This window comes from Acidovorax sp. LjRoot66 (assembly GCF_964253305.1).
In the GTDB taxonomy this organism is placed as follows: domain Bacteria; phylum Pseudomonadota; class Gammaproteobacteria; order Burkholderiales; family Burkholderiaceae_C; genus Acidovorax.
On the sequence record NZ_CAXUQU020000001.1, the window covers coordinates 5404792 to 5430861 of the forward strand.

Genomic DNA, 26070 nt, shown 5'->3' on the forward strand with positions numbered 1-26070 from the left:
CGTCACCCGTTGTGACACCCCGTTTCGACACCCGGAGCACCGCATGAAAATCGTTGAGATCAGAGAGAAGACCATCCCCATCAGTTCGCCCATCCGCAACGCCTACATCGACTTCAGCAAGATGACGCTGAGCCTGGTGGCGGTAGTCACCGACGTGATCCGCGATGGCAAGCCAGTGGTGGGATACGGCTTCAACTCCAACGGCCGCTATGGCCAGGGCAAGCTCATGCGCGAGCGCTTCATCCCCCGCGTGCTCGAAGCCAGCCCCGAATCACTGATCGACGACAGCGGCAAGAACCTAGACCCGCACAAGATCTGGAACGCCATGTTCACCAACGAGAAGCCCGGCGGCCACGGCGAGCGCTCCGTGGCCATCGGCACCATCGACATGGCTGTGTGGGACGCGGTGGCCAAGATCGAAGGCAAGCCGCTGTTCCAGCTGTTGGCCGACCGCTATGGCAACGGTACACCCAATCGCAAGATCTTCGTCTATGCCGCCGGCGGCTACTACTACCCCGGCCAGGACCACGGCAAGCTGAAAGACGAGATGAAGAGCTACATCGACCGCGGCTACACCGTGGTCAAGAAGAAGATCGGCGGCGCTTCGCTCGACGAAGACCTGCGCCGCATCGACTCCATCATGGAAGTGCTGCAGGATGGCCAGAAGCTGTGCGTGGATGCCAATGGCCGCTTCGACCTGGACACCGCCATCCAGTACGCCAAGGCGCTCTCGCAATACGACCTGTTCTGGTACGAGGAGCCCGGTGACCCACTCGATTTCGAATTGCAGGCCACCTTGCGCAACTACTACAAGAACCCCATGGCCACAGGTGAAGACCTGTTCTCCATGCAGGACGCGCGCAACCTGATCCGCTATGGCGGCATGCGCCCTGACCGCGACTGGCTGCAGTTCGACTGCGCACTGAGCTACGGCCTGGTGGAGTACCTGCGCACGCTGGACATGCTCAAGGAACACGGCTGGTCCGCGAGCCGCTGCATCCCGCATGGCGGGCACCAGATGTCGCTGAACATCGCGGCCGGCCTGGGCCTGGGCGGCAACGAGTCCTACCCGGACCTGTTCCAGCCGTTCGGCGGCTTCCCCGACGGAGTGAAGGTGGTCGACGGCCACGTCACGCTGCCCGACCTGCCCGGCATCGGCTTCGAAGGCAAGGCCGACCTGTATGCGCAGATGCAGGCCCTGTCGGCCTGATCACTCCCCTCAAAAACAGAACCTGAAGGAGACAAAGCCATGGGCATTTTGAAGCAAGGGGCTGCAGCCGCAGCCATCGGACTGGTTGCGATCAGCATCAGCACAACCGCATGGGCGGAATTTCCGGACAAGCCAATTACCTTGGTCGTCCCCTTTTCTGCTGGCGGCCCCAGCGACAAAATTGCCCGTGATCTGGCAGAGGCCCTGCGCAAGCCTTTGGCCCAGACCGTGGTCGTCGACAACACGGCAGGCGCGGGAGGCACCATCGGTGCGGCGCGCGTCGCACGTGCCTCGCCAGATGGCTATACCCTGCTGGTGCACCACATCGGCATCTCCACCGCACCAGCGCTCTACAAGAAGCTGCCCTACAAGACGCTGGAAGACTTCGAGTACCTCGGACTCATCAACGAGGCGCCTTCGACCCTGATCGGCAAGCCAGGCCTGGCGGCCAGCAACTTTGCGGGCCTTCGCAAATGGATCAGCGCCAATGACGGAAAGGTCAACCTCGCGAATGCGGGCGTGGGCTCGGCATCCCACCTGTGCGGACTGGTGCTGCAGGCCACCCTGCAATCGAAGATGGTCTTCGTTCCCTACAAGGGAACGGCGCCTGCCATGACCGACCTGATGGGTGGACAGGTGGACCTGATGTGCGAGCAGGCCACCAACGCCGTGCCCCAGATCGAAGCGAAGAAGGTCAAGGCCTTTGGCGTCACCAGCAAGCAGCGCATGGCGTTGCCCGCGCTTGCCCAGGTGCCCACGCTGGCCGAAGCAGGCCTGGCCGGCTTCGAGATGTCGGTGTGGCATGGCGTGTACGCCCCCAAGGGCACGCCACCGGCCGTGCTGGCCAGGCTGAATGCCGCCATCCGCGCAGCGCTCAAGGACCCCGAACTCATCCAGCGCGAGGAGGCACTCGGTGTGCGCATCGTGACCGACGCGCGCCTGGAACCTGCGGAGCACAAGAAATACGTAGAGGGCGAAATGATCCGCTGGGCCAGGATCATCAAGGACTCCGGGGAAACTGCGGACTGACAGCCGAAGCCGGGTTGCGGATCGAATCGACCGAGGACACCACGGGCTGCCAGGCCTTGCGGCGACTCAGAACGGCACTTTGCCCAACCAGATGTCCCGGTACATCGCCCAGTCGCCCATGAAGCTGTACAGCGGCCGCTTAAAGCTGGCCGGCTTGTTCTTCTCGAAGCCGAAGTGCCCCACCCACGCAAAGCCATAGCCACACAGCAGGCCGACCAGCAAGAAGGACGGCTGCCGCGTGGCCACAGCCCAGGCCACGCAGAGAAGTGACAGGGTCGAGCCCACGAAATGCAGCCGCCGGCAGGTGCGGTTGCTGTGCTCGGTCAGGTAGAACGGGTAGAACTCCGCGAAGCTCTTGAAAGCACGCGGGTCGGTCGGGGTGGCGCTGATGTCCATGGTGCCTGTCTCCGTTGGGTATTGTTGGTTGCTCCTGCTTTATACGCCCACGCATGCAGGGGTGGGCGTGCCGTATTTGACAGCGCGCCATGGGGATCTTCCAATAGGCCGCTTCGCCGATCCACGATTGCCTCCCCTGCCTTTGCCCTCTCCCCCTTGCTCCCTGACACAGGACGCAGCCGTACCCTGCAGTCCAAATGAAAGCGGCCCCGGCCGCGAGCACGCCATCGATGCGCTGCGCGGCTTTGCGCTGCTGGGCATCCTGGTCGTCAATGCGGGCAGCTTTGCCTCGACCTACTTTGGCCTCGGCGTCGCCGACCCCGCGTTCTCGCGTCCCGTGGACCACGCCGTGCGCTGGTTCATCAGCCTGGTCTTCGAGACCAAGTTCTACCTCTTGTTCTCGCTGCTGTTCGGCTACAGCTTTGCCTTGCAGATGGACTCGGCCCAGCGCTCCGGCAGCGCCTTCGTGCCGCGCTTCCTGCGGCGCCTGGCGGGCCTCCTGCTGCTGGGCGTGGCCCATGCCTGGCTGCTGTTTTCGGGCGACATCCTGGTGACCTATGCGCTGCTGGGTTGGTTGCTGCTGGCGCTGTGCAAGTTGCGGCCGGGTACTGCGGTGGTGATGGCCGTGGCGCTGCTGGCGCTGGTGTCCGCGGGCTGGGGACTGCTCGCCTGGCTGATGTCGCTAGCGCCGCCGATGGACTGGCCGCTGGCCGAGATCCACGCCAAGGCACAGCAGGCCGCACAGGCCTACCGTTCCGGGGCGATCGAGGCCATTGCCCAGCGCGGGCGCGACATGGCCGATGGCGTCTGGTTCGTGCTGGTGTTCGTGCAGGGGCCTTGCGCGCTGGCCATGTTCCTGCTGGGGCTGGCGGCCCATCGCTCGGGCTACCTGGCCACCATTGCGCTGCAGCCGGCACGCCTGCGCCGCTGGGTGCTGTGCTGCCTGCCGGTGGGCGGCCTGGGTGCCTGGGTCTATGCCACAGCGCAGAACAGCACCGTCCGCCAACCCGATCATGTGTCGGCCGCCACGCTCGCGCTGGACCTGGCCACCGCGCCCTTCCTCACCTTCAGCTATGTCGCGGCACTGCTCTGGGCCCTGCAGAGCGGAGCTGCAGGCCGCCGACTGGGCGCCTGGCTGGAACCTGCGGGCCGCATGGCGCTGTCCAACTACCTGCTGCAGTCCCTGGTGGGGGCGGTGGTGTTCACCGCCTACGGCCTGGCGCTGGTGGGGCGGGTGTCACCGCTGGCGGTGTTGCTGGGCTGCCTGGCGTTGTATGCGGCCCTGCTCGTGCAGAGCCGCCGCTGGATGGCGCTGCACACCTACGGGCCGGCAGAGTGGCTGTTGCGTGCGTTCACGCTGCTGCGCTGGCCCGCATGGCAGCGCACGGCGCGCCCGGTCGAATAAGCTGCCTGCGCGACGGCTGCGTCACCGCCCGATGGGCACAAGCTGATCGTCCGCCATGCCCACCAGCAAGGCCTTGCCGTCCGGCTGCACACGGAATTCGCCAAAGCGCGCCTGCTCCCAGCGGCTGGCATCGCCTTCGGCGAAGTACCAGCCGTCCGTCACCAGCGTCCAGTCGCCGTTCTTGGGCGTGAGCTGGATGCGGAACTCGCCGGGGGCGATGGGCGCATCGTACTTTTCGACGCGCTCCCAGGCCACCACGCCGCGTGCATCGAGCCGGCCCACGGCATAGGGCCGGCTGCCCAGCAGGCCTTCCACGCCCGCGTCGCGCCGGTCGAAATCGACCATAGGTGGCAGGGTGAACCGCAGGCGCATGTAGTCGCCCTGCATCAGCGAGCGCGGGTCCACCGGGGCCAGGGGCACGTAGACCTTCTGGCCGTTGGCAATCGTGTTTTCCTTGTCGGCGATGCCGATGTTGGCAACGGCCACGGTGGCCACCGCACTCAGCACCAGCAGCCAGGGGCACATGCGGTGGGCCCAGTGGCGGGCGGCATGGCCAGTTTCACCGGGCATCGCAGCGGCGCGTGGCGTGCGCAACGCACTCCAGGCCAACACACCCAGCAGCGCACCGCAGCCCACGAGCACCATGGCCTTGGTGGTCAGAGGCCAGGCCAGCAGGTAGTAGAAACCTCCCATGATCCAGGTGCAGGCCAAGGCGGCCGCAGTGGCCTGGCCCCAGCGGCGGGTGGTGCCGGCGATGGCCAGGGCCAGCAGGGCACTGCCGAGCAAGGGCGAGAACCAGCACAGCAGCGCCAGCACCAGCGCCACCACGCCAGCGCGGGGCTGGCGCAGCACCGGCCAGGCGCGCTGCGCGATGGCGGCGGCAACCAGCGCCAGCAGCACGCTGGCCGCCTGCACCAGCCATTGCAGCGCAAAGGCGCGCGGCCCGACCTCCCGGCCGACCTCGCGCACCAGCTCGCCACCGATGCCGGCACCGAACGCACCGCCCACCAGGAAGGTCTGGCCCGACAGGCCGCAGATGCCCCACAGCAGCACCAGCAGCCAGCCGCAGGCCAGGGGCTCCAGCAGCGCCGCCAGCCAGTTGCCGGCCGTACCGCGGCCCAGCGCATGGCGCTGCCACAGCAGCAGCCCCACCCACACCGCGAGCACGCTGTGCACCATGCTCCAGGGCACCAGCGGCGACAAGGCCCAGCGGTCATCAGCACCGGGCCAGATGAGCACGGCGAACAGCGCCGCCGCGCCCGCACCCAGCAGCACGCGCAGCCAGGGCAAGGCCACGAGTGCGGCCACGCCCAGCGCCACCACCAGCATGAAGGCGGCCGCCGGCTGCAGGCCCATGTCGCGCCCGAAGGCAAAGCCCAGCAGGCCCGCGCCGGTCAGCAATGCCGGAAACGCCAGTTGCTCCAGAAAGATCGGCAGGTCCTTGCTGCGCAGGGCTGCCGTGGCGCCGGCCAGCACCACAGCGCCGATGAGGTAGGCACCCGCGTCCCTCACGATCCACTCGCCGAAGAACAGGCCGAACATGGCCAGCAGCGGCAGCGCGGCCAGCCAGGCGCCCAGCGCCGTGAGCAGTACCACGGGCCAGGGGCGCGCCGTGCCGCCGGCACGGTGTGCGTCTGCGGACGAGGCGCCAGGCGGCAGGATGCCTTGCGCCACGGCGGCTTGCACGATGGTTTCAAGCGCGCCGGGCTTGGGCACGGGCGCAGCGGCGCTTGCAGACAGATTCACGGGATCGATGGATGCGTCGCTCATGCCGCTTCTCCTTGCTGCTGCGCAGCGCGGCGCGCCAGGCGCATCACCAGATTCACGGTTGCCGCCAGAAGCCCTGCGGCGACCAGGCCGATGAGCAGCAGCGAGCCCACGAAATCACCGAAGCGGGAGCCCGAGAACATGGCACGTGCCAGCCCCGTCACCAGCAGGATGTTGAGCCCCAGCGCCGCACCGCTGAGCAGGAAAATGTCGAAATGCGTGCGCATGCCCATCAGCGCGGCACCCGCCGCCAGCAGCACCAGGCCCAGACCGTAGTGACCCGCCACGGGCGAGTGGAACAGGCCACCCAGCGCGGTGAGCGTGACCAGCATCAGCGCCAGCGTGCCCGCCGTGCGCAGCGCCCAGACGCCTGCACCCGTGAAGCGGTGGAGCTGCGGCAGCATGGCTGCCGCCACGGCCAGCGCAGCGCCCAGGGAGACCAGGTGCACCGTCATGTCCGCAGGCGACACGCGCCAACTGTGGCCCGTGTGCGCCTGCGCCCACAGCGAGATGCCCACCATGGCCACCAGGGTCCATGGCACCCACACCACATCGCTGCGCACGGCCAGCGCCAGGGGCAGCGTGAGCACGGCCCACACGGCAAACAGCTGCCAGGGGTCGGCCCCGGTCTGGTAGGTCTGCCCGAAGTAGGCGAACAGCGCGCCCGTGCCCAGCAGCGCCAGCATGGCCAGCGGCGCACGCGCACCGGCCCGGAACGCAGCGCCTGCGCACATGGCCAGCACGAAGCCCTGCAGCAGCGCAAAGCGCATGAAGCGGCCCAGGCTCTCCCAGTTGGCAGCGATCCACATCACCAGCCCCAGACCGCCGAGCGCCGCCGCGATGACCGCGACGGTGCGCCACAGCGTGGTGTGCAGGGCGGCGGGCGGGCGGTCGAACCCCGCCAGCCCGAGCAGGCGCGTGGCGGCCGGTCGGTCCAGCGTGTGCTGGCGGGCCAGCTCGAACAGGGCGGTGCGCAGGGTCATGGGAGGGGCCTTTGGCTCAGGACAGGGAAATAAAGTCGCGGATCGCCATCAGCGTACCGTCGGGCGCCTCGCTCATCTGGTTGTGGCCCACGGGCAGGCTGGTGGTGTGCACCACCTTGCCCGCGGCGCGTGCAGCGGCCACCAGGCCCTGCGCGGCCTTGGGCGCGGTCATCTGGTCCTGCGCGCCCAGCGCGAACAGTACCGGGCACCGCACGGCCGCCATGGCCTGCTCGCCGTTGGCATAGCTGTCGCAGGCCACGAAGCCGCGGTGGAACACGTTGACTGCCGTGTTGCTGCGCAGCACCTTGCGGCCCAGCGCCATGCCGGCGTTGTAGACCCAGAAGCCCGCGCCCGAAGGCGGCGCCAGCGTGCTGCGCGAGAACACGTTGACCATGCGCAGCGCCTTCTCGGGCTCGTTGAGCGCCGCATCGATCAGCGCGGGCGAGACCTTCATCGGGTAGGCCGTGCCCACCAGCACCAGGTGGCTCACGCGCTCGCCCAGGCGGGCCGCGGCCTCCAGCGCGATCAGCGAGCCGAAGCTGTGGCCCACCAGTGCCGCGCGCTGCACGCCTGCGGCATAGAGCAGCGCAGCGATGAAGTCGGCCCCCGCCTCCACGCTGGCCGGCGCCTCGCCCGCGCTGCGGCAATGACCGGGCAGGTCCACCGCCAGCACGTTCCAGCCATGGTTGGCCAGGTAGCGGCTTTGCAGGGCCCACACGCTGTGGTCGTTGAGCACGCCGTGGACCATGACCACGGTGGGCAGTGCGGGGTTGAACGCCTTGCCGCCGGTGTAGCAGTAGGTGGTGTGGCCGTTGACTTGGATCTGCATACGGATGGGTCCTCTTTGTTCGCTTGTCTTTGTTGCGTTGTTGTGGTGTCGGGTGCGATGCCGGCCTCAGCGCGGCGGCACGCCGGCAGCCAGGTCGTCCAGCACCTGGATCCAGCGCTGCGCTGCGTCGCGCACCTTGGCGCTTGCATCGCTGGCGGCCGTGGCCTCGGCCAGCGGGCGCTCGGCGGCCGCCTCGCTGCGCCAGTAGTCCAGGGCCAGCACGGCCAGGTAGCGCACCGTCTCGTCGCCATCGTGCGCCACGGCATGGGCCAGCGCGGGCACGGCGCGTGCACCGGCCTCGGCGCCCAGGGCCCGGTCGCCCAGCGCCATGGCGGCATGCTGGCGCACCACGGTCAGGGGCGAGTGCAGGCCGCGCACGGCTTCATCCACCTCGTGCGGGCGCAGCGTGCAGGTGCCCGAGCCGGGGCGCAGCCATTGCTCCACCAGCGGCAGCAGTACGGGCCGCACGGCGGGCAGGGACTCGATGGGGCGGTAGTCGAGCGGCAGCGGGTCGAGCGCGTGGTTGCGGAACGCGCCGTAGGGCGATGACAGGCCCTGGGCCACGCATTCATCGCTGAGCGTTCCGGCCTGGGCCTGTTCCAGCAGCCAGGCGCTTTCGCCCAGATGCGCCAGCGCACCGGCGCAGATATTGCGCCCGGCCTGGGCCCGGTGGCGCATGCTGCCGCGCGGCACGGCTTTGAGCACCTGCGTACGCAACGCGGCCAACACCTCGGGCCTGGCCGCACCGATCTCGCCCAGCAGGCGCGCGGCCTCGCATTGCGTTGACGTGCGCTCCAGCAGTGACAGCAAAGCGGGGATGGCGGCAGGTCCGAAAGCCCGCAGGGCGCGCTGCGCCGCTTCGCCATGGCGCTGGGCCTGCGCGCGCGTTAGCCCCAGTTCGGGGGCAGGCTGGTGCGCCAGGCAAGCCAGGTGGTAGCGCAGGCGCTCGGCATCGGGCAACTCTGCGACGCGCCGGGCCTCGGCCAGGTCGGCAGCATGGCCGGGCAGCAGCCGGGCAAATGCCTCTTCGCCCACACAGCGCTGGGCGATGGCGATGCCCTCGTCGCTGTCCTCGTGCAGCAGCACGGCAAAGCCGGGCGTGAGCCGGTCGGCCACGGGCGACGCTTGCAGGGCGGCACGCAACCGGTGGCACACGCTCACCAGCGCATCGACGCAGCGGCGGTCTGCGGCCTCCCATTGCGCCACGTCGCCGCCCTGGGCCTCGGTCGCCAATGCGGCCTGGGCAGAGGCCATGGCGGCGCTGTCCGAGGACATCTCGGGCCAGCGCCAGTCGGCAGGGTTCCAGCGCAGGCTGTGGAGCGTGCCGCCGTCATCTTCCGGTTCCACCTCGGCCAATGCCGCCTCGCTGCCCATGGATACGGTAGGCAGGTAGATGGGGCCATCGAGTTCGCGGTACATGCCTGCGAGCGCCACGGCGTAGACGTCGCCGCACAGCGGGTGTGCCTGCAACGCGGGCAGCACCAGCGCCAGCGCGTCGTCCAGCAGCGTCTGCTCGAAGGCCTGCCAGTCCATGGCGGGTGCCTTGTCAGCCATCACCGGGCTCAGGCCGCCTTCTCCGCGGCCTTGAGGGCGCGCTTGAGGTCGTCGATCAGGTCATCGGCATCCTCCAGCCCGATGGACAGGCGGATCGTGCCCTGCGTGATGCCGGCATTCACCAGCGCCTCGTCGCTCATGCGGAAGTGCGTGGTGCTGGCCGGGTGGATCACCAGGCTGCGGCAGTCGCCCACGTTGGCCAGGTGGCTGAAGACCTTGAGCGCCTCGATGAACTTCTTGCCCTGCTCGCGGTTGCCTTTGAGGTCGAAGCTGAACACCGAGCCCGCGCCGCGCGGCAGCAGCTTCTGCGCCAGCGCGTGGCTGGTGTGCGACTCCAGCATGGGGTGGCCCACGCGCGAGACGAAGGGCTGGCTGGCCAGGAACTCGACCACGCGCGCCGTGTTGCGCATGTGCCGCTCCATGCGCAGCGGCAGGGTCTCGATGCCCTGCAGGATCAGCCAGGCCGTGTGCGGGCTCATGCAGGCGCCGAAGTCGCGCAGGCCTTCGCGCCGTGCGCGCAGCAAAAAGGCGCCCACCGAGCTTTCCTCGCTGAACACCATGTTGTGAAAGCCCTCGTACGGCTGTGTCAGCTCGGCGAACCTGCCTGCTGCGCGCGGGCCGTCCCAGTCGAAGCTGCCGCCATCGACCACGATGCCGCCCACCACCGTGCCGTGGCCCGAGAGGAACTTGGTGGCCGAGTGGTAGACCAGGTCGGCGCCGAGCTCCAGCGGCTTCATGAGCCAGGGCGAGGTCAGGGTGGAATCCACCAGCAGCGGCACGCCCGCCTCGTGCGCGATAGCGCTGATCGTCGGGATGTCCAGCACATCCAGGCCCGGGTTGCCCACCGTCTCGCCAAAGAACAGTTTCGTATTGGGCCGCACGGCGGCGCGCCAGCCGTCGATGTCGCCGGGCTTGACGAAGGTGGTCGCTATGCCGAAGCGCGACAGCGTGTAGTGCAGCAGGTTCTGCGAGCCGCCGTACAGCGCCGTGCTGGCCACGATGTGGCTGCCCGCGCCCATCAGCGTGCAGATGGCCAGGTGCAGCGCGGCCTGGCCGCTGGCGGTGGCGATGGCGCCCACGCCGCCTTCCAGGGCCGACACGCGCTGCTCCAGCACCGCATTGGTGGGGTTGCTGATGCGGCTGTAGACATGGCCGGGCCGCTCCAGGTTGAACAGCGAGGCGGCGTGGTCGCTCGATTCGAAGACGAACGAGGTGGTCAGGTGGATCGGTACGGCGCGTGCGCCGGTGGCGGGGTCGGGTGTGGCTCCGGCGTGCAGCGCAAGCGTGTCAAAGCCGGGGTCGGAGTAACCGGGCATCCAATGTCTCCCATGTTGTCGGTGCTGGAGGCATTGTGGGCTATATTTGGTATGAACAGGCCTGCCGCGCCCTACCGAGCCCCATTGGAGACCGATCATGAAAGTCAGCGATATCCTTCGCGTCAAAGGCAACACCCTCTACACCGTCACCCCCGACGAGCCGCTGGCCAACGCCGTGGACATCATGGCCGACCGCGACATCGGCTCGCTGGTGGTGATGGAGCTCGGTGACCTGGTGGGCATGCTCACCTTCCGCGAGGTGATCCAGGCCATCGTCAAGAACGGCGGCAGCGTGGGCACGCTGCAGGTGCGTTCGGCCATGGACGACCACCCGCTGACCTGCACCCTCGAAACCGAGATGGACGAGGTACGCCGCATGATGCTGGACCGCCACGCGCGCTACATGCCGGTGATGGACAAGCGCATGCTCATGGGCGTGATCAGCTTCTACGACGTGGCCAAGGCCGTGGTGGACAGCCAGAACTTCGAGAACAAGATGCTCAAGGCCTATATCCGCGACTGGCCCGAGGAAGAATCGGGCGGCTGAACAGGTTCCGCCACTCTGGGATAATCGGTCCCATGAGCGGCAACACCATCGGTACCCTATTCGCTGTCACCAATTTTGGTGAATCCCACGGCCCGGCCATTGGCTGCGTGATCGACGGTTGCCCGCCGGGCATGCCGCTCGCCGAGGCGGACATCCAGGCCGACCTGGACCGCCGCCGCCCCGGCACCAGCCGCCACGTCACCCAGCGCAACGAGCCCGATGCGGTAGAGATCCTCTCGGGCGTGTACGAAGGCCGGACCACCGGCACCCCCATTGCGCTCTTGATCCGCAACACCGACCAGCGCAGCAAGGACTACAGCAACATCTCCGAGAGCTTTCGCCCGGGCCATGCCGACTACACCTACTGGCACAAGTACGGCATCCGCGACCCGCGCGGCGGCGGCCGCTCGTCGGCACGCCTGACGGCGCCCACCGTGGCCGCTGGGGCCGTGGCCAAGAAGTGGCTGGCCCAGCAGTACGGCACGCAGTTCCGCGCCTGCATGACGCAGCTGGGCGAGCTGCCCATCCCCTTCGAGAGCTGGGACCATGTGCGCGCAAACCCCTTCTTCGCCCCCGTGGCCGACGTGCAGCAGTACGAGGACTACATGGACGCGCTGCGCAAGGCCGGCGACTCCTGCGGCGCGCGCATCCGCATCTCGGCCAGCGGCGTGCCCGTGGGCCTGGGCGAGCCGCTGTACGACAAGCTCGACGCCGACATCGCCCACGCCATGATGGGACTGAATGCCGTCAAGGGCGTGGAGATCGGTGCCGGCTTCGAGAGCGTGGCCCACCGCGGCACCATGCACGGCGACTCGATGACGCCCCAGGGCTTTCGCACCAACCACGCCGGCGGCGTGCTCGGCGGCATCAGCACCGGGCAGGACCTGGAAGTCTCGATCGCGATCAAGCCGACCAGCTCCATCATCAGCCCACGCGAGTCCATCGACATCCACGGCCAGCCCACCGAAGTGATCACCAAAGGCCGCCACGACCCCTGCGTGGGCATCCGTGCCGCGCCGATTGCCGAGGCGCTGCTGGCGCTGGTGGTGATCGAACACGCCCTGCGCAACCGCGCCCAGTGCGCGGACGTGGTGCGCGAGGTGGCCCCGATCCAGGCGTCCTTCCTTTGAGTTCCGCCGCCCGCACCCGTGGCGCCCTGGCATGCGCCACGGCGCTGGCCCTGGCGGCAGCAGCACTGCTGGCAGGTTGCGCGTCGACGCCCGCGCCCACGCATATCGACATCGGCCTCATCGCCTTCAACGACCTGCACGGCAACCTGGAGCCGCCGCGCATGGCCCTGCAGGTGGCTGCGCCCGACGGCAGCGGCCCGGCGCGCGTGCCCGCGGGCGGCGCGGCCTACATGGCCAGCGCCATCGCGCACCTGAAGACCGTCCACAGGCACCATGCGGTGGTGGCGGCCGGCGACATGGTGGGCGCGTCGCCCCTGGTGTCGGCCTTGTTCCTCGACGAGCCGACGATCGAGGCCGTCAACCGCATGGGCATCGACTTCAATGCCGTGGGCAACCACGAGTTCGACAAGGGCTGGCGCGAGCTGCTGCGCCTGAAGAACGGTGGTTGCGAGAAGCACACCGTGCGCGAGCCCTGCCAGCTCAACCCCGGCTTTCCCGGCACCAACTTCGGCCTGCTGGCGGCCAACACCGCGCACGACGACGGCCGCCCGCTGCTGCCGCCCACCGGCATCAAGCGCTTCACCGAAGGCGGCGTGACGGTCAGCGTGGGCTTCATCGGCCTGACCCTGCGCGGCACACCCGCCATGGTGGCGCCCGCCGGCGTGGCCGGCCTGCGCTTCGCGGACGAGGCTGACACGGTCAACGCCCTCATCCCCGGCCTGCGCGCCCAGGGCGCCGATGTGATCGTGGTCATGGTGCACGAGGGCGGCGAAACCGAGGCCGCCCTGGGCGAAACCAGCTGCAAGGGCCTGAGCGGCGACATCGTGCCCATCCTGGAGCGGCTCGACCCGGCAGTGGACGTGGTGGTCTCGGGCCACACGCACCGCTCCTACCTGTGCGACTACGGCACCGTGAACCCCGCGCACCCGCTGTTGCTGACCAGCGCGGGCCAGTACGGCACGCACGTCACCGACATCAGCCTGCGCGTGGACACCGCCACCCGCCGCGTGGTGCGCAAGAGCGCGCGCCAGGTCATCGTGCAGGGCGAGGGCTTCACCAGCGGCCCCACCACCTTCGCGGTGGACCGGCGTTTCCCCGTCTTCGCGCGCGATGAGGGCGTGCACGCCATCGTGGAGCGCTACCGCGCGGCTGCCGAGCCCCAGGCCCAACGCCCAGCGGGCCGCCTCACGGGCCCGGTCTCGCGCGAGCCCGCACCTTCGCTCGAAACCTCCATGGGCAACCTGATCGCCGACGCGCAACTGCTCGCGGCCCAGGGCCCGGGCCTTGCCGCCCAGATCTCCTTCATGAACCCCGGCGGCGTGCGCGGCGTGCTGGTGCCCGGGGCCGATGGGCAGGTGCGCTACGGCCAGATGTTCACGGCCCAGCCGTTCGGCAACAGCCTGATGGTGCAGTCCTTCACGGGCGCGCAGGTCAAGGCCATCCTGGAGCAGCAGTTCGCCAGCGGCACCAACACCGCACAGAGCCCGCGGGTGCTGTCGGTCTCCAAGGGGTTCACCTACCGCTATGACCTGCGGTTGCCTGCGGGGCAGCGGGTGAGCGGCGTATTGCTCAACGGCCAGCCGTTGCGCGCCGATGCGGTCTACCGGGTGGTGGTGAGCAGCTTCCTGGCTACGGGCGGGGATAACTTCACTGTCTTCACGCAAGGCGTGGATGGGTTGGGGGCGGGGCAGGATCTGGATGCGTTGGAGGCCTACTTCACTGCGGCTGGTGGGGCTGTGGTGCCGCCGGCTACGGATCGGATTGTTCGCGTGGATTTGCCCTGATCTTTTAGGGTTCGTTTCTGGCGTCGTGCCTATGTTGAAGGCGGAGGCCGGGATGTGCGCCCGGCGGCGCACCCACTTTCTTTTGCGTCGCCAAAAGAAAGTGGGCAAAGAAAAGGCGACCCCCAGTCTGCGTCCCCCGTTCGCCCTGTCGGGCGAACGGGGGCAACCTGCGATGCTCGGCTCTGGGGTGGTGCCGCAGAACTCGCTACGTTCTTCGAACTTCGCTCAAACAGCTGCGGCAAGCTAGAGGACGAAGCGTGTGTGTCCTTCGGCACACACGCCCACCCCAGACCCTGCGCTTCTCGGCGCAGCCAGCAGGGGTGGGGAGCGGGTACCACCCGGCTGCTGCTTCGCAGCTGCGCCGGGTGTCGGGTATGCGCTGCGCGCTGCCGACGGCTGGGCACTATGTCTCAGCCCAGGCCAAGCGCAGCGAGGCAGTTGGGGCCGAGCGAAGCAATGGCCCGTATGGAGCCCGCTCCCACCCCCTTCTGACCGTGCCGAGAAGCGCAGGGCCTGGGGTGAGCGCGTGCCGCAGGACACGCGCATCGTTGTCTAGCTTGCCGCAGCTGTTTGAACGGAGTTTGGCCAAAGGCCGAACGCAGTGAGTTCTGCGGCACACCCCAGGACCGAGCATCGCAGGCTGCCCCCTCGCCACCGGCGAGGGGGACACGGGCAGCGGGGTCGCCTTCTCTTTGGTGACTTTCTCTTGGCGACGCAAGAGAAAGTTACTGCGCCGCCGGGCGCACATCCCGGCCTCCGCCCTCAAAAAAGGCAAGCCCCATCAAAGCGAAGCGACACCCCAAGGCAGATAGTCAAAGGTCAGACGATCAAAAATCGTACGTAGCCGACAACCACAACCGCCGCCCATCCTGGCTGTTCGTATAAAGATTCCGATAGTTCACCACCGCAGGCGACCCCGGCACCGTATACGGCATGTACTCCACAAAATCCTTGTTGAACAGGTTGTACACAGCCGCATTGATCGTGAACTGCGGCGTCACCTTGTAGCTGCCCCCCACATGGAACTGCGTGTACGCCTTGAAGTCCCCCAACGCTGCCTTCGCAGCCCGCGTGTCCGCAGTCGTGCCCGGATCCCGGAAACGCTCGCTGCGGAACTCCGCACGCAGCCAGACATTCCACTGCTGCGAAGGCTCCCAGTTCAGCCGCGCATTGAGCGCATGCTCGGGCGTGTCCATCAGCGGCTTGCCCAGGTTGGGCCCGCTCTTTTGCTCGCTCTTCGTGTACGTGTAGTTGGCCGTCGCCGACCAGGCGCGGGTAATCGGGATGCGGGTGCTCAGTTCGAGCCCGCGCGTCACGGCCTCGTCCACGTTGATGGACTGGCCGAAGGCATCGACCCGCGGCCAGTTCCCGAAGCTCACACAGCCGGGGCGGTTGGGCGCCACGCTGTAGCTGCAGTTGAGCAGGCCCGGGCCACTGGTGATCTTGTCCTTGAAGTCGTTGTTGAACAGCATGGCGCTGGCCGCAAAGCCACCGGGGCTGTCGAAGTACACGCCCAGCTCGGTGCTGCGGCTGGTCTCGGGTTGGAGGCCCGGGCTGCCTACCAGGGGAATCGTGCCCTGGCCGCCAAAGCCGTTGATGCCCGGCGCCAGTTGCTCCACGCGCGGCGTCTTGTAGCCGTTGCTTACACCGCCCTTCACGGTCCACTGCGGCGCGGCGTTCCACACGCCGTACACGCGCGGGCTGACCTTGCCGCCGAAGATGCTGTGGTTGTCGTAGCGCGCGCCCAGCGTGAGCTTGAAGTTCTGCAGCACGCTCCACTCATCCTCGGCGAACACCGCCTTCTGCGTGAAGGCAAAGGTGCCAGGCGCCACGCCGTCCTTCATCTCGGCGTCCCACCACTGGCCGCCCACGGTGGTCAGGTGGTTGCTGCCCCAGGGCAGCATGAGCTTGGTGTCCAGCACCTTGCTCTGCACCTCCAGCGCGCGCGCCGTGCCCTGCACCGCACCGGGGGTGCCCGGCGGGATGGTGCGGCCGATGGTCTCGGTGCGGTTGACCATGTAGCTCGTGTCCCAGGTGCCGAAACCGTAGCGGCCGGTGTGGGCCAGCGTGACCTGGTCGCGGTGGTACTTCTGCTCAGGGGCATAGCCGCCCTGCACACCCAGTGTGCCCAGTTGCCCGCGCGCGTTGTCGTAGGTCTGGCGGCCGGTGTCCAGGTCGAGCACAAGGTCGTGGTACCTGTTGGGCGTGAGCGCCAGGCGTGCACCCAGGGTGTTCACCTCGGACTTCACCGGGTTGGCACCCATGATGGGCACCACCTCGTTGCCTGCCTGCGTCATGTAGCGGATGTCCGACGCACCTCGGCGGAAGGTGCTGCCGCGCACGGTCAGGCCCAGCATGTCCTGCTGGATCGGGCCGCTCAGGTAGAAGTTGCCCGAGCGCGTGTCGCCAAAATCGGACTCCTCCTGCAGCGCATAGTCCGCCGTGACCGAGCCGGCCCAGGTCTTGCCCACCTTGGGCGTGATGATGTTGACCACGCCACCCATGGCGTCCGAACCGTACAGCGTGGACATGGGCCCGCGGATGACCTCGATGCGCTCGATGGCCGACAGCGGAGGCATGAAGCTGGTCTGCGTGCCGCCAAAGTCGTTGGGCGTGACGTTGCCGGCCGCGTTCTGGCGGCGCCCGTCGATCAGGATCAGCGTGTAGTCGCTGGGCATGCCGCGGATGCTGATATTGAGGCCGCCCGACTTGTCGGTAGCCGTGCCGATGTCCACGCCCTCCACATCTTCGAGCGCCTGCGCCAGGCTGTTGAAGCGGTTCTGCTCCAGTTGCTTGCGCGTGATCACGGTGATGGAGGCGGGCGCCTCCTTGATGTCCTGCTCGAAGCCCGAGGCCGAGACGACCACCTCACGCAAAGGGGTGCCCGTGGCGGGCTCCTGGGCCAGCGCGGAACCACCGGCACAGGCGGCGGCCACCAACATGGAAAGGGAAGACAGACGCAGCGGGCAACGGGCGCTCGCAGGCATGCGAATGGACATGAAAACACTCCAGGGAACAACGATGGAAAACAACGGAAGGGGTCCGTGCCACGCGCTCTGAAATGTTTTGTTCTGCGGCTCAACGACGGTCGGTGACAACGGCGGGCGCCATCTGCAACGCGACTGTATCAATCAATAACAAAAATCATTGTCATTACCATTCGTGTTGGATGGTTTCGCAGACACCCGCTGCAACGCGTATATACGCACGCATGCGCCGCCCTCAGTACACATCGCGCCGGTAGCGCCCGCTGCGCACCAGCTCGGCCATGGGCGCAGGGCCCAGCAGGCCGGTGAGCGCCATGTCCACCCCCTGCGCCATGCCCTGCAGGCTGCCGCACACGTAGATGGCCGCGCCTTGCTCCTCGACCCAGGCACGCACGCTGGCGGCATGCGCCTGCAGCAGGTCCTGCACATAGACCTTGTGGGCCGGGTCGTCGCGCGAGAAGGCCAGGTCAAGCCGTGTGAGAACCCCACTGGCCTGCCAGGCCATGAGCTCGTCGCGAAAGAGGAAATCGTGCGCAGCGTTGCGCTCGCCGAACAGCAGCCAGTTGGGCCCGACACCGGCCTGCGCCCGGGACCGCAGGTGGCTGCGCAGGCCGGCTATTCCCGAGCCATTGCCCACCAGGATCAGCGGGCGTGCAGCGTTGTCTTCGAGCCGGAAATTGCGGTGCGCGCGCAGGCGCATTGGCACCGCTGCGCCCACTTGCGCGCCCTCGGTCAGCCAATGCGATGCCAGGCCCGGCGTGCCATCCTCGCGCGTGGCCTGGCGCACCACAAGGTGCACAAGGCCATCGCTGGCGAGCGAGGCGATCGAATACTCCCGCGGGTGCTCCAGGTCGCCGGGCACGCACACCTGCACCAGGTCGCCCGACTCCCATGCAGCCGCCGCGCCAGCGGGCGGTGCCAGCTCCACCAGGTGCACGGGAGCCCCCTCGCTGCCGGGGTTCAGGTGGCTGCGCGCGGCCAGGGTCCATTGGCCGAATGCGGGCGCCTCCCAGGCGGGCAGCTCGCTCAGGCTCGACACCTGCGCCAGTTGGTGCTGCCAGGCCGTGAGGGCGGCCGGCGCGCCGTTGTCCATCTCCACGCGCTCGAACAACGGCGTGGCGCCGCACGCGCGCAGCCATGCGTCGAGCTGGCGGCCAAAGCCGCAGAAGTGGGCGTACTGGCGGTCGCCCAGCGCCAGCAGGCCATACTGCAGTTGCGACAGGTCCGGCGCACCGCCTTTGCTCGCCCCCATGCACGCCTCCTGGAAGGCCGCGGCATTGTCGGGCGCATCACCCTCGCCGTAGGTGCTGGCCAGGAACAGGGCACGCCGGCTGCGCGCGAGCAAGGCCGCATCGAGCTTGTCGAGCGCGCACAGGTGCACAGGCTCACCCGCAGTGTGCAGCAGGCGCGCCGTCTCGCGCGCCAGTTCTTCGGCCTGGCCGGTCTGGCTGGCATACACCACCAGCAGCGGCTGCACCCCCTCGCGCGCCGATGCCAAGGCCAGGGCCTGTGCGGCCTGCGCCTGGTGTTTGCGCCGCTCGCGCAGCCAGATGGCGGCGCAAAGGGCGGCGTACAGCAGCACCAAAGCGGCGGCAGCGGCCAGCCGCACGGCGGGGTCGGAAACGTTCATGAAAATTCGGGGAAGTGCGCAGCAAACGCCGGGCTCGCTGTCCACACCGGACCTTGCGCCGTGCGCTCACACAGCAACGCAGCCACCCCTTGCTGCGCAGCAAAGGCCAGGCCCTGCACCGGCCCCAGCACGGTGAGCACCGTGGCCAGGGCATCGGCATGCATGCATTCCTGGTGCAGCACCGTCACACTGGCCAGCGCATGCACCACGGGCTCGCCAGTGCGCGGGTCGATGGTGTGCGAGTAGCGCCGGCCCCCGTGGTCAAAGGCATGCCAGTGGTCGCCCGATGTAGCGATGGCCATGCCCTGGAGAGGCAGTACCCGGGCCGAGCCCGCGTCGCCTGCCACGGCCACGCGCCAGGGCTGGCCGCCGGGGCGTGTGCCGCTGGCGCGCAGCTCGCCACCGACCTCGGCCAAAAAATCCACCCAGCCCTGCGCCTGCAAAACCTGCACGACCAGGTCCACCGAATAGCCCTTGGCAATGCCCGACAGATCCAGCTGCAGGCCCCCGGGCTGCAGCGCCTGCTGCCCCTCGTCGCGCAGCACCAGGCCTGCGCCCACACTGTGCGGACGCAGGGCCTGCAGCTCCTGCGCCGAGGGCATCGTGGCGGGAGCCATGTGGTCGGCCTGCGGGTCGTGCCGGGGGCCGAAACCCCAGCGGCCCACCAGTTGCCCCACGCCCACATCGAACGCACCGCCACTGGCCAGCGCCCAATGCTGCGCAGCCTGCAGCACGGTGAAGAACTCGGGCGACAGCGCATGCCAGCTGCCCGCGGGCGCGCGGTTGAAGCGGGAGACCTCCGATTCGGATTCCCAATTGCTCATCTGGCGCACGACCAGGGCCAGCGCCTCTTCGATGGCGGCGCGCACGGGTGCCAGCGGCACGAACTGCGGATTGCACAGCCGCACCGACCAGGTGGTGCCCATGGCCTCGCCGACCAGGGTCTGCAAGACAGCGGGATCGGCAGCGCGCACAGGCACATGCGGGGCGGCATGGGCAGCCCCGTCGAACGATGCCAGGGCAGGAAGAGGCGCCGCAGCAAGGGCTGCGCGCCCGAACCCCTGCCCGTACTGCACCTGGATGCTCATGCGCGCCGAAACCTCAGCTGCAACAGATCAAGGCAAAACTTCGAGCGTGCCCACGTACGAGAGACGACGCTCCTTGGCCTGGGGCAGCGAGGTCTTCTCGTCCTTGGCATCGGCATCCACCCAGTACATGCCGGCGGCAGGCCAAGTCACGCTGAACTCGCCCTTGGCATCGGTGGTGGCCTTGATCTCACCGATCTTGTCGCGATAGCGGGTGGAACCGGCGATCAGCACCACTTCGATGTTGGCGGCGGGCTTGCCGTCCACGTGGAAGGCAAACGTGGCCTTCTCACCCTTCACGAGGTCGTTGGGGTGCGTCACGGGCACCAGCTCCAGCCCCTGGCCTGTGGGCTTGATGGCGCTGGGCTTGCCCACCGTCACGAAGGTCTCGATGCGGCCGGCCGACTGCGTCACCTTCAGCTCCTGCGCGTCGGCAGGCACTTCGGCCGCGAACTTCTCGGCCGTGCCGCGCCAGCGCTTGTTCTGGCCGGCCTTGTCCTTGTAGCTCGCGTTCAGGCCGCTGCTGACCACGGCCAGGTGGTAGGTGCCGGTCTGTGTAAGGTTCAGGTCGAACACGCTGCGCAGCTTGCCGCGGTGCGAGTTTTCAGGCTTGACGGCCGAGCCATCGGGGGCCACCACCACGAGGTTGTCCAGGCCCAGCGGGAAGTGGTTGAAGAAGAACAGGTCGTTGGAGACGGCGGCATCCACCGTGATCCACTCGGCCTTGGAGAGCACGGTGGTCGATGGCAGCAGCCACACGTTGTGGGCCTGGGCCGAGAAGGCACCGCACAGCAGGGCGATGCAGGTGGCGATACGGGTCTTGAATTGCATGAAGGTACTCCGGGTATTCGTCAAAGGGTTCAGGGCCTGAGGTCGAGGGTGACCTCACCGAGCTCGCTGCTGCCCTTGGCACTGAGCTGCTGGGCCTTGGCGGCAGGCCAGGTGAAGGGAATCGTCACCAGCTCACGGCCGCCGACCTCGCGCGAGGCCTCGACCACCAGCTTGTAGCTGCCGGCGGGCAGCGTGGCCAGTTGCTTGGTGCCTTCGTTGAAAGCCACCTGGTGCTTGCCGACGGGGCGCGTGGGGCCGGTCACGCCATCGATGGGAACCGTGAGCTCACGGCCCGTGCGGCGCCACCACTGGCGCAGGTCCTTGAGCCACTTGGCGCCCTCTTCGTTCTTCATCTTCACGTCGTACCAGACGGCCAGGGTCGATGCCACCGAGTTGTCGGCACGCTCGACCCACATCGCCACGTAGGGGCGGTGGTACTCGGCCACGTCCAGGCGCGGGATCTCCACGCCCACGCCCAGGCCAGCTGCAAACGCCGGGGCGCCCAGGCATGCGCCCAGCGCGATGCTGTAGCGCAGGTGCAAATGCTTTGTCACAGGCATTCTTTTCTTCTTTCGGTTCAGTGGATAAACAGGAGCGCCAACACCACCGGGATCACCAGCCCCATGCCCACCATGGGCCAGGTGAAGGGGCGGTTGCCCGCGTGCATCTTCAGGATGAACAGGCCGGTGACGGTGAACACCAGGCAGGCGGCAGCGAAGATGTCGATGAACCAGCTCCAGGCGGCCCCCGTGTTGCGGCCCTTGTGCAGGTCGTTGAGGTAGGAGATCCAGCCGCGGTCGGTGCGCTCGTACTCGGCCTCGCCGTCGGCCAGGTTCACGCGCAGCCAGGCATCGCCGCCGGGGCGCGGCAGCGAGACATAGATTTCATCGGCCGACCACTCGGCCTCGCGGCCAGCCATGTCCAGCGACCACTGCGTGCGCGCCCAGGCCTGCAAGGCCTCGGGCAGTGGGGCACGGTCTTTCGGCGGCGCAGGCAAGGCCTTGAGCGTGGTCAGCAGTGCATCGGGTACGGGGGCCCGCTGGCTCACCACCTTGGGTTTGGACTCGATCTGCCCGGCATGGTTGAGCGTGAAGCCCGTGACGGCAAACAGCAGCATGCCGATCAGGCACATGGCCGAGCTGACCCAATGCCATTCGTGCAGCGTCTTGAGCCAGTAAGACCGGCGCCGGTTGTCCTGTGGTTTGTTCATTCCTGGAGGGGTGCGCGCGATGGAGCCTTGTCAGGCGGTGCGCCGAGTGCGAAGCCCGTATTCTAGTTTCAGAGAATGACAACCATTTGCATTTGCAAAATCTTTACCTTGCCTGGTGCAAGGAGATGGCTTGCAGCATGACACACAAGGCTTGCAGGCACTCAATCAACAAGAATGGTTATCATTCCCAGGTTTTCAACAGCACCGCACCGCGTACCTTCCACCACTCCATGTCCTTCCCGCACGCGCTGACCGATCTCTACGTACAGCACCATGGCTGGCTGCGCAGTTGGCTGCAGCGGCGGCTGGGCCATGCGGGGGATGCGGCCGACTTTGCCCAGGACACCTACCTGCGCGTGATCGAATCGCGCACCGTGCTGGCCGACATCCGCGAGCCGCGCGCCTTCCTGACCACCGTGGCCAAGCGCGTGGTGGCCAACCACCTGCGCCACCGCGAGATCGAGCGCGCCTACCTCGAGACGCTGGCCCACATGCCCCAGCCGCTGGCGCCCTCACCCGAAGAACGCGCCATCGTGCTCGAGACACTGCTGGAGATCGACGCCATCTTGGACGGCCTGCCGCCCAAGGTGCGCACCGCCTTCCTCTGGGCACAGCTCGACGGCATGCCCTATGCCGAGATCGCCGAGCGCATGGGGGTCTCGCTCAGCTCGGTCAAGCAGTACATGGCGCGCGCCATACGGCACTGCTACTTTCCAGGGGCAGGCGCATGAGCGCCCACCTGCCTGCGCACCCCGGCACGGCCCTGCCCGCGCCTGTGGTGGATGCCGCGGTTGAGTGGCTGGTGCACCTGTGGTCCGGCACGGCCACCGCCGAGAGCCGGGCCGACTGGCAACGCTGGCGCGCCGCCCACCCGCAGCACGAGCAGGCCTGGCAACAGATCGAGGCCACCGACACACGCCTGCGCGGGCGCACGGCCGGCATGGTCACGGCCGCCACCGCCGTGACCACGCTGGCCGGACCGCCATCACCCCGCCGGCGCCATGCGCTGCGTGGCATCGGCGGCCTGGCCGTTGGGGGCGTGGCTGCGTGGTTGGGCTACGAGCAACTGCCCTGGCGCGGCTGGGGCGCCGACCTGCGCACCGCCCGGGGCGAGCAACGCAGCACCACCCTGCCGGACGGTACGCGCATCGTGCTCAACACCAGCAGCGCGCTCGACGTGCGCTACACCGCTGGCCTGCGCCGCCTGCACCTGCGCGAGGGCGAGGTGCTCATCACCACCGCACCCGATGATGCGGCCACGCCGCCGCGCCCCTTCGTGGTGGACACGCCGGCCGGACGCATCCGTGCCCTGGGCACCCGTTTCACGGTCCGGCACGATGGCATCGCCAGCGAGGTCGCCGTGTACGACGGTGCCGTGGAATTGAGCCCGCTGGACAAGCCGGATGCCACCGTGCGCGTCGATGCGGGCCAGTCGGCCCGGCTCACGCCGACTGCGGCCACCGCCCCCGGTGCCAGTGAGGCCGAGCCACCCGCCTGGGCCGAAGGCGTTCTGGTGGCCTCCGACATGCGCCTGGCGGACTTCGTGGCCGAGCTGCGGCGCTACCGCAGCGGCGTGATCAGCCTGGCACCCGAGGTGGCGCACCTGCGCCTGTCGGGCGTGTTTCCGCTGGCGGACACGGACCGCATCCTGCAATCGCTGGCCCAGGTGCTGCCGGTGGAGGTGCGGGTGCCGGTGCGCTACTGGGTGCGCATAGGCCCTTCGGCCTGAGCGCCGGTGCGCAGCGGCAGGCGTGCCGGCCTGTGAGAACTATTTCGCGCCCGGTCTGTACCTTTTGCGCCTTCGCGTGACAAGGAAGGGAATAGCGCATTCCACTCCTTCCACCTTCCATCCGACCACCATGCCCACCGCACCCCGGCACGCTGCTGCCCGTACGCCTTCTTCCCAGCCCCTCTTCACCCTGCGCCCCACCGCCGTGCTGGCGGCCACGCTGGCCGGCGCATGGTTCGCCGCTGTAGCCCTGCCCGCCCACGCACAGGCGCAGCAGACGGCGCAGGCCAGCCGCAGCGCCAGCTACAGCATCCCCGCCGGCCCGCTGGAGCCCGCGTTGACATCCTTCGCCAAGGCATCGGGCGTGCTGCTGGCCTACACGCCGGACCTGGTCCACGGCCGCAGCAGCCCGGGCCTGCAGGGCAGCCACACCGCGCCGCAAGCGCTGGCCGCCCTGCTGGTGGGCACCGGCCTGTCTGCCGTGGTGGCCGACAACGGCACCTACACCCTGCGCCGCGCCCCAACCCCCACCCAACCGCCCGGCGCAGCGGCACCCGCCGGCAGCGTCACCCTGTCCGAAGTGCGCGTGACGGCCGAGGCACCGCGCAACGATGCCACCACCGAGGGCACGGGCAGCTACACCGCACGCGGCCCGAGCGGCACGGCCACGGGCCTGGCCCTCTCGCTGCGCGAAACACCGCAGTCCGTCAGCGTGATGACGCGCCAGCGCATGGACGACTTCAAGCTCGAGACGCTGACCGACGTGATGGAGCAGACGCCCGGCATCAGCACCTACCGCCAGGGCAATGCCACCGACTTCCAGGCGCGCGGCTCCAGCGTCAACCTGCAGACCGATGGCGTGCGCCAGCTCACCAGCGGCTGGTACTACTTCACCAGCACCATGTACGCGCCGGACGACATGGCCGAGATCGACCGCATCGAGGTGCTCAAGGGCTCCTCGGGCCTGGTCAACGGCTATGGCAGCGCGGGCGCCACCGTCAACCTGGTGCGCAAGCGCCCCACCTCCGAATTCCAGGCCCATGTGGGCGCCAGCGCCGGCAGCGGGAACACCCTGCGCAGCGACGTGGACGTGGGCGGCCCGCTCAACGCCAGCGGCAGCCTGCGGGGGCGCATCGTGGCTTCGGTGTCGGATGCCGATTCGTTCCGCGACCACGAAAAGAGCAATAGCCAGATGCTGTTCGGCGCGCTGGAGGCGGACATCGCGCCGCAGACCTCGGTCAACGGCGGCTTCACCTGGCGCCGGCGCGAGCTGCGCGGCATGGGCAGCACCCAGCCCATCCAGCGCTACACCAGCACCGGCGACACCGTGGCCTGGCTGCCGCGCTCGTTCAACCCCGGCGCGCCCTGGGCCGGCTACCAGCAGGATGCACTCAATGTTTTCGGCAGCGTGGAGCACCGCTTTGCCGGCGACTGGTCGACCAAGCTGCAGTTCTCGCACCAGAGCGTGCAGATGGACGACATGCTGCTCGGCTACCTGTACGACCGCAGCAGCGTCGCCACCGCACCCTACCAGGGCATCGACAACCGCAACTGGACGGTGAACCTGGACGTGAAGGGCCCCATCGAACTCTTTGGCCGCAAGCACGAGCTGCTGATGGGCGCCGGCACGGCCCGCTACCAGGGCGAGATGCAGACCAGCAACAGCGTGCGCACGCAGCTCGCCAGCCTGGGCATGGCCTATGCCGACGGCGGTGCACAGATTCCGACGCCCGACTGGAGCCGCTACAGCTACGCGCCCAATCGCTTTTCGCGCAAGCAGCACTACGCCTATGCAGCCGGGCGCTTTCACCTGGCCGATCCGCTCAAGCTGATCACCGGCGTGCGCATCACCGACTATGCGCAACTGGACACCACCCCCTTCTGGTGGAACTACGACCTCAAGGAGCACGGCGTGGTCACGCCCTATGCGGGCCTGGTCTACGACGTGCACCCGAATGTCTCGCTGTACGGAAGCACCACCAGCATCTTCGAGGCGCAGAGCGGCCAGGACGAACAGGGCCGCGCGCTGCCTCCCGAAAAAGGCGTGACCTACGAGGTCGGCGCCAAGGGCGAATTCTTCGACAAGCGCCTGAACGCCGCCATCAGCCACTTCTGGATGAAGACCGACAACACGGCCGAGGAAACTGGCCAGCGCACCCCCTCGGGGGACATGGCCTACCGCGCCGTGACGGGCGCCACGCGGCGTGGCTGGGATATCGAGATATCCGGGGAGATCGCCAAAGGCTGGCAGGCCCAGGGCAGCTTCGTCACGCAAAGCAGCAGCCTGACCAGCGCCAGCCAGCACCCCAAGCACCAGTTCAAGCTGGGCACCACTTACCGCCTGGGCGGCAGCGCACTGCAGGGCCTGACGGTAGGCGCCGCCACCCGCTGGCAGAGCGAAACCTCCACCCGCAACGACGCCGCCACGCTGGCCCAGCCGTCCTACTGGCTGGTGGACCTGATGGCCCGCTACCAGGTGAACCGCCACCTGAGCGTGGGCGCCAACATCAACAACCTGCTGGACAAGAAGTACTTCGCAGGCGTCACCAACTTCGGCAGCCTGCACTACACCTGGGGCGCGCCGCGCAGCTTCAATCTGAACATGCGCTACAGCTTCTGAGCCTGCGGCCAGCGCCACAGCGCAGGCT

Annotated in this window: 21 protein-coding genes; 9 read left to right on the top strand and 12 right to left on the bottom strand. The window is 68.3% G+C overall.

The window, feature by feature from the left end; genetic code table 11:
* Positions 1 to 43: 43 nt before the first annotated feature.
* The gene (locus ACSQ3Y_RS25395) at positions 44 to 1210 is read left to right on the top strand and encodes a mandelate racemase/muconate lactonizing enzyme family protein (protein ID WP_057268948.1); all 1167 of its coding nucleotides are present in this window, start codon (positions 44 to 46) and stop codon (positions 1208 to 1210) included.
* A gap of 39 nt (positions 1211 to 1249) precedes the next feature.
* Complete coding sequence (locus ACSQ3Y_RS25400; protein ID WP_436179262.1) at positions 1250 to 2239, top strand: tripartite tricarboxylate transporter substrate-binding protein; 990 nt, start codon at positions 1250 to 1252, stop codon at positions 2237 to 2239.
* A 66-nt stretch (positions 2240 to 2305) separates the two neighbouring features.
* Here the strand turns inward: ACSQ3Y_RS25400 and ACSQ3Y_RS25405 are convergent, their stop codons facing one another.
* Positions 2306 to 2635, bottom strand: a complete 330-nt coding sequence (locus tag ACSQ3Y_RS25405; protein ID WP_436179263.1) for an Mpo1-like protein — start codon at positions 2633 to 2635, stop codon at positions 2306 to 2308.
* A 226-nt stretch (positions 2636 to 2861) separates the two neighbouring features.
* Here ACSQ3Y_RS25405 and ACSQ3Y_RS25410 point away from each other — a divergent pair, with 226 nt between their 5' ends.
* Entirely contained in the window at positions 2862 to 4040 is a 1179-nt protein-coding gene (locus ACSQ3Y_RS25410) for a DUF418 domain-containing protein (protein ID WP_428003804.1), read from the top strand.
* Between the two features lie 21 nt (positions 4041 to 4061).
* On the opposite strand, the gene ACSQ3Y_RS25415 is transcribed toward ACSQ3Y_RS25410, so the two are convergent.
* The 5 genes from ACSQ3Y_RS25415 to ACSQ3Y_RS25435 form a co-directional block, all read right to left on the bottom strand.
* Positions 4062 to 5810: a GDYXXLXY domain-containing protein gene (locus tag ACSQ3Y_RS25415; RefSeq protein WP_436179264.1), complete on the bottom strand. Its 1749-nt coding sequence runs from the start codon at positions 5808 to 5810 to the stop codon at positions 4062 to 4064.
* Complete coding sequence (locus ACSQ3Y_RS25420) at positions 5807 to 6790, bottom strand: DUF2157 domain-containing protein (RefSeq protein WP_436179265.1); 984 nt, start codon at positions 6788 to 6790, stop codon at positions 5807 to 5809. Before ACSQ3Y_RS25420 ends, ACSQ3Y_RS25415 begins: the two co-directional genes overlap by 4 nt.
* Before the next feature lie 16 nt (positions 6791 to 6806).
* Positions 6807 to 7619 carry an alpha/beta fold hydrolase gene (locus ACSQ3Y_RS25425; RefSeq protein ID WP_436179266.1) on the bottom strand — a complete coding sequence of 271 codons (813 nt, stop codon included), beginning with the start codon at positions 7617 to 7619 and terminating at the stop codon, positions 6807 to 6809.
* A gap of 66 nt (positions 7620 to 7685) precedes the next feature.
* A complete protein-coding gene (locus tag ACSQ3Y_RS25430; RefSeq protein WP_436179267.1) occupies positions 7686 to 9173 on the bottom strand; it encodes a DUF4303 domain-containing protein in 1488 nt (495 codons plus the stop codon).
* Between the two features lie 8 nt (positions 9174 to 9181).
* Complete coding sequence (locus ACSQ3Y_RS25435; protein WP_436179268.1) at positions 9182 to 10489, bottom strand: O-acetylhomoserine aminocarboxypropyltransferase; 1308 nt, start codon at positions 10487 to 10489, stop codon at positions 9182 to 9184.
* Between the two features lie 97 nt (positions 10490 to 10586).
* Between ACSQ3Y_RS25435 and ACSQ3Y_RS25440 the strand changes: the two genes are divergently transcribed.
* From ACSQ3Y_RS25440 to ACSQ3Y_RS25450, 3 genes are read left to right on the top strand one after another with little or no spacing between them, the layout of a single operon-like run.
* On the top strand, positions 10587 to 11036 hold the full coding sequence (locus ACSQ3Y_RS25440) for a CBS domain-containing protein (protein ID WP_007858637.1): 450 nt from the start codon (positions 10587 to 10589) through the stop codon (positions 11034 to 11036).
* Between the two features lie 32 nt (positions 11037 to 11068).
* Complete coding sequence (gene aroC, locus ACSQ3Y_RS25445; RefSeq protein ID WP_436179269.1) at positions 11069 to 12166, top strand: chorismate synthase; 1098 nt, start codon at positions 11069 to 11071, stop codon at positions 12164 to 12166.
* On the top strand, positions 12163 to 13950 hold the full coding sequence (locus ACSQ3Y_RS25450) for a bifunctional metallophosphatase/5'-nucleotidase (protein WP_436179270.1): 1788 nt from the start codon (positions 12163 to 12165) through the stop codon (positions 13948 to 13950). The genes aroC and ACSQ3Y_RS25450 overlap by 4 nt, the downstream gene beginning before the upstream one ends.
* An 827-nt stretch (positions 13951 to 14777) precedes the next feature.
* Here ACSQ3Y_RS25450 and ACSQ3Y_RS25455 read toward each other — a convergent pair.
* From ACSQ3Y_RS25455 to ACSQ3Y_RS25480, 6 genes are all read right to left on the bottom strand, one after another.
* Positions 14778 to 16949 (bottom strand): TonB-dependent receptor domain-containing protein, encoded by a 2172-nt coding sequence (locus tag ACSQ3Y_RS25455; protein ID WP_436179271.1) that lies wholly within the window; start codon positions 16947 to 16949, stop codon positions 14778 to 14780.
* A gap of 223 nt (positions 16950 to 17172) precedes the next feature.
* Positions 17173 to 18567 carry a sulfite reductase subunit alpha gene (locus ACSQ3Y_RS25460; protein ID WP_436179272.1) on the bottom strand — a complete coding sequence of 465 codons (1395 nt, stop codon included), beginning with the start codon at positions 18565 to 18567 and terminating at the stop codon, positions 17173 to 17175.
* Positions 18564 to 19655, bottom strand: a complete 1092-nt coding sequence (locus tag ACSQ3Y_RS25465; protein ID WP_436179273.1) for an FAD:protein FMN transferase — start codon at positions 19653 to 19655, stop codon at positions 18564 to 18566. The genes ACSQ3Y_RS25460 and ACSQ3Y_RS25465 overlap by 4 nt, the downstream gene beginning before the upstream one ends.
* A 27-nt stretch (positions 19656 to 19682) precedes the next feature.
* Positions 19683 to 20483, bottom strand: coding sequence for a DUF4198 domain-containing protein (locus tag ACSQ3Y_RS25470; protein ID WP_436179274.1), 801 nt, complete (start codon positions 20481 to 20483; stop codon positions 19683 to 19685).
* A 29-nt stretch (positions 20484 to 20512) separates the two neighbouring features.
* A complete protein-coding gene (locus tag ACSQ3Y_RS25475) occupies positions 20513 to 21043 on the bottom strand; it encodes a DUF2271 domain-containing protein (protein ID WP_436179275.1) in 531 nt (176 codons plus the stop codon).
* Between the two features lie 17 nt (positions 21044 to 21060).
* Positions 21061 to 21693, bottom strand: coding sequence for a PepSY-associated TM helix domain-containing protein (locus ACSQ3Y_RS25480; protein ID WP_436179276.1), 633 nt, complete (start codon positions 21691 to 21693; stop codon positions 21061 to 21063).
* A 230-nt stretch (positions 21694 to 21923) separates the two neighbouring features.
* On the opposite strand from ACSQ3Y_RS25480, the gene ACSQ3Y_RS25485 reads away from it, so the two are divergent.
* The 3 genes from ACSQ3Y_RS25485 (at position 21924) to ACSQ3Y_RS25495 (ending at position 26042) form a co-directional block, all read left to right on the top strand.
* On the top strand, positions 21924 to 22424 hold the full coding sequence (locus ACSQ3Y_RS25485) for a sigma-70 family RNA polymerase sigma factor (RefSeq protein WP_436179277.1): 501 nt from the start codon (positions 21924 to 21926) through the stop codon (positions 22422 to 22424).
* Positions 22421 to 23422, top strand: a complete 1002-nt coding sequence (locus ACSQ3Y_RS25490; protein WP_436179278.1) for a FecR domain-containing protein — start codon at positions 22421 to 22423, stop codon at positions 23420 to 23422. Before ACSQ3Y_RS25485 ends, ACSQ3Y_RS25490 begins: the two co-directional genes overlap by 4 nt.
* Before the next feature lie 130 nt (positions 23423 to 23552).
* Positions 23553 to 26042: a TonB-dependent siderophore receptor gene (locus tag ACSQ3Y_RS25495; RefSeq protein WP_436179279.1), complete on the top strand. Its 2490-nt coding sequence runs from the start codon at positions 23553 to 23555 to the stop codon at positions 26040 to 26042.
* Positions 26043 to 26070 lie beyond the last annotated feature (28 nt).

Bases quoted from the DNA above. Each gene is read 5' to 3' on its own strand.
- ACSQ3Y_RS25425 (WP_436179266.1), bottom strand. From the start codon at position 7,619: ATGCAGATCCAAGTCAACGGCCACACCACCTACTGCTACACCGGCGGC.
- ACSQ3Y_RS25395 (WP_057268948.1), top strand. From the start codon at position 44: ATGAAAATCGTTGAGATCAGAGAGAAGACCATCCCCATCAGTTCGCCC.
- ACSQ3Y_RS25400 (WP_436179262.1), top strand. From the start codon at position 1,250: ATGGGCATTTTGAAGCAAGGGGCTGCAGCCGCAGCCATCGGACTGGTT.
- ACSQ3Y_RS25490 (WP_436179278.1), top strand. From the start codon at position 22,421: ATGAGCGCCCACCTGCCTGCGCACCCCGGCACGGCCCTGCCCGCGCCT.
- ACSQ3Y_RS25470 (WP_436179274.1), bottom strand. From the start codon at position 20,483: ATGCAATTCAAGACCCGTATCGCCACCTGCATCGCCCTGCTGTGCGGT.
- ACSQ3Y_RS25420 (WP_436179265.1), bottom strand. From the start codon at position 6,790: ATGACCCTGCGCACCGCCCTGTTCGAGCTGGCCCGCCAGCACACGCTG.
- ACSQ3Y_RS25495 (WP_436179279.1), top strand. From the start codon at position 23,553: ATGCCCACCGCACCCCGGCACGCTGCTGCCCGTACGCCTTCTTCCCAG.
- ACSQ3Y_RS25475 (WP_436179275.1), bottom strand. From the start codon at position 21,043: ATGCCTGTGACAAAGCATTTGCACCTGCGCTACAGCATCGCGCTGGGC.
- ACSQ3Y_RS25485 (WP_436179277.1), top strand. From the start codon at position 21,924: ATGTCCTTCCCGCACGCGCTGACCGATCTCTACGTACAGCACCATGGC.
- ACSQ3Y_RS25415 (WP_436179264.1), bottom strand. From the start codon at position 5,810: ATGAGCGACGCATCCATCGATCCCGTGAATCTGTCTGCAAGCGCCGCT.
- ACSQ3Y_RS25480 (WP_436179276.1), bottom strand. From the start codon at position 21,693: ATGAACAAACCACAGGACAACCGGCGCCGGTCTTACTGGCTCAAGACG.
- ACSQ3Y_RS25440 (WP_007858637.1), top strand. From the start codon at position 10,587: ATGAAAGTCAGCGATATCCTTCGCGTCAAAGGCAACACCCTCTACACC.
- ACSQ3Y_RS25465 (WP_436179273.1), bottom strand. From the start codon at position 19,655: ATGAGCATCCAGGTGCAGTACGGGCAGGGGTTCGGGCGCGCAGCCCTT.
- ACSQ3Y_RS25460 (WP_436179272.1), bottom strand. From the start codon at position 18,567: ATGAACGTTTCCGACCCCGCCGTGCGGCTGGCCGCTGCCGCCGCTTTG.
- ACSQ3Y_RS25455 (WP_436179271.1), bottom strand. From the start codon at position 16,949: ATGTCCATTCGCATGCCTGCGAGCGCCCGTTGCCCGCTGCGTCTGTCT.
- ACSQ3Y_RS25405 (WP_436179263.1), bottom strand. From the start codon at position 2,635: ATGGACATCAGCGCCACCCCGACCGACCCGCGTGCTTTCAAGAGCTTC.
- aroC (WP_436179269.1), top strand. From the start codon at position 11,069: ATGAGCGGCAACACCATCGGTACCCTATTCGCTGTCACCAATTTTGGT.
- ACSQ3Y_RS25430 (WP_436179267.1), bottom strand. From the start codon at position 9,173: ATGGCTGACAAGGCACCCGCCATGGACTGGCAGGCCTTCGAGCAGACG.
- ACSQ3Y_RS25435 (WP_436179268.1), bottom strand. From the start codon at position 10,489: ATGCCCGGTTACTCCGACCCCGGCTTTGACACGCTTGCGCTGCACGCC.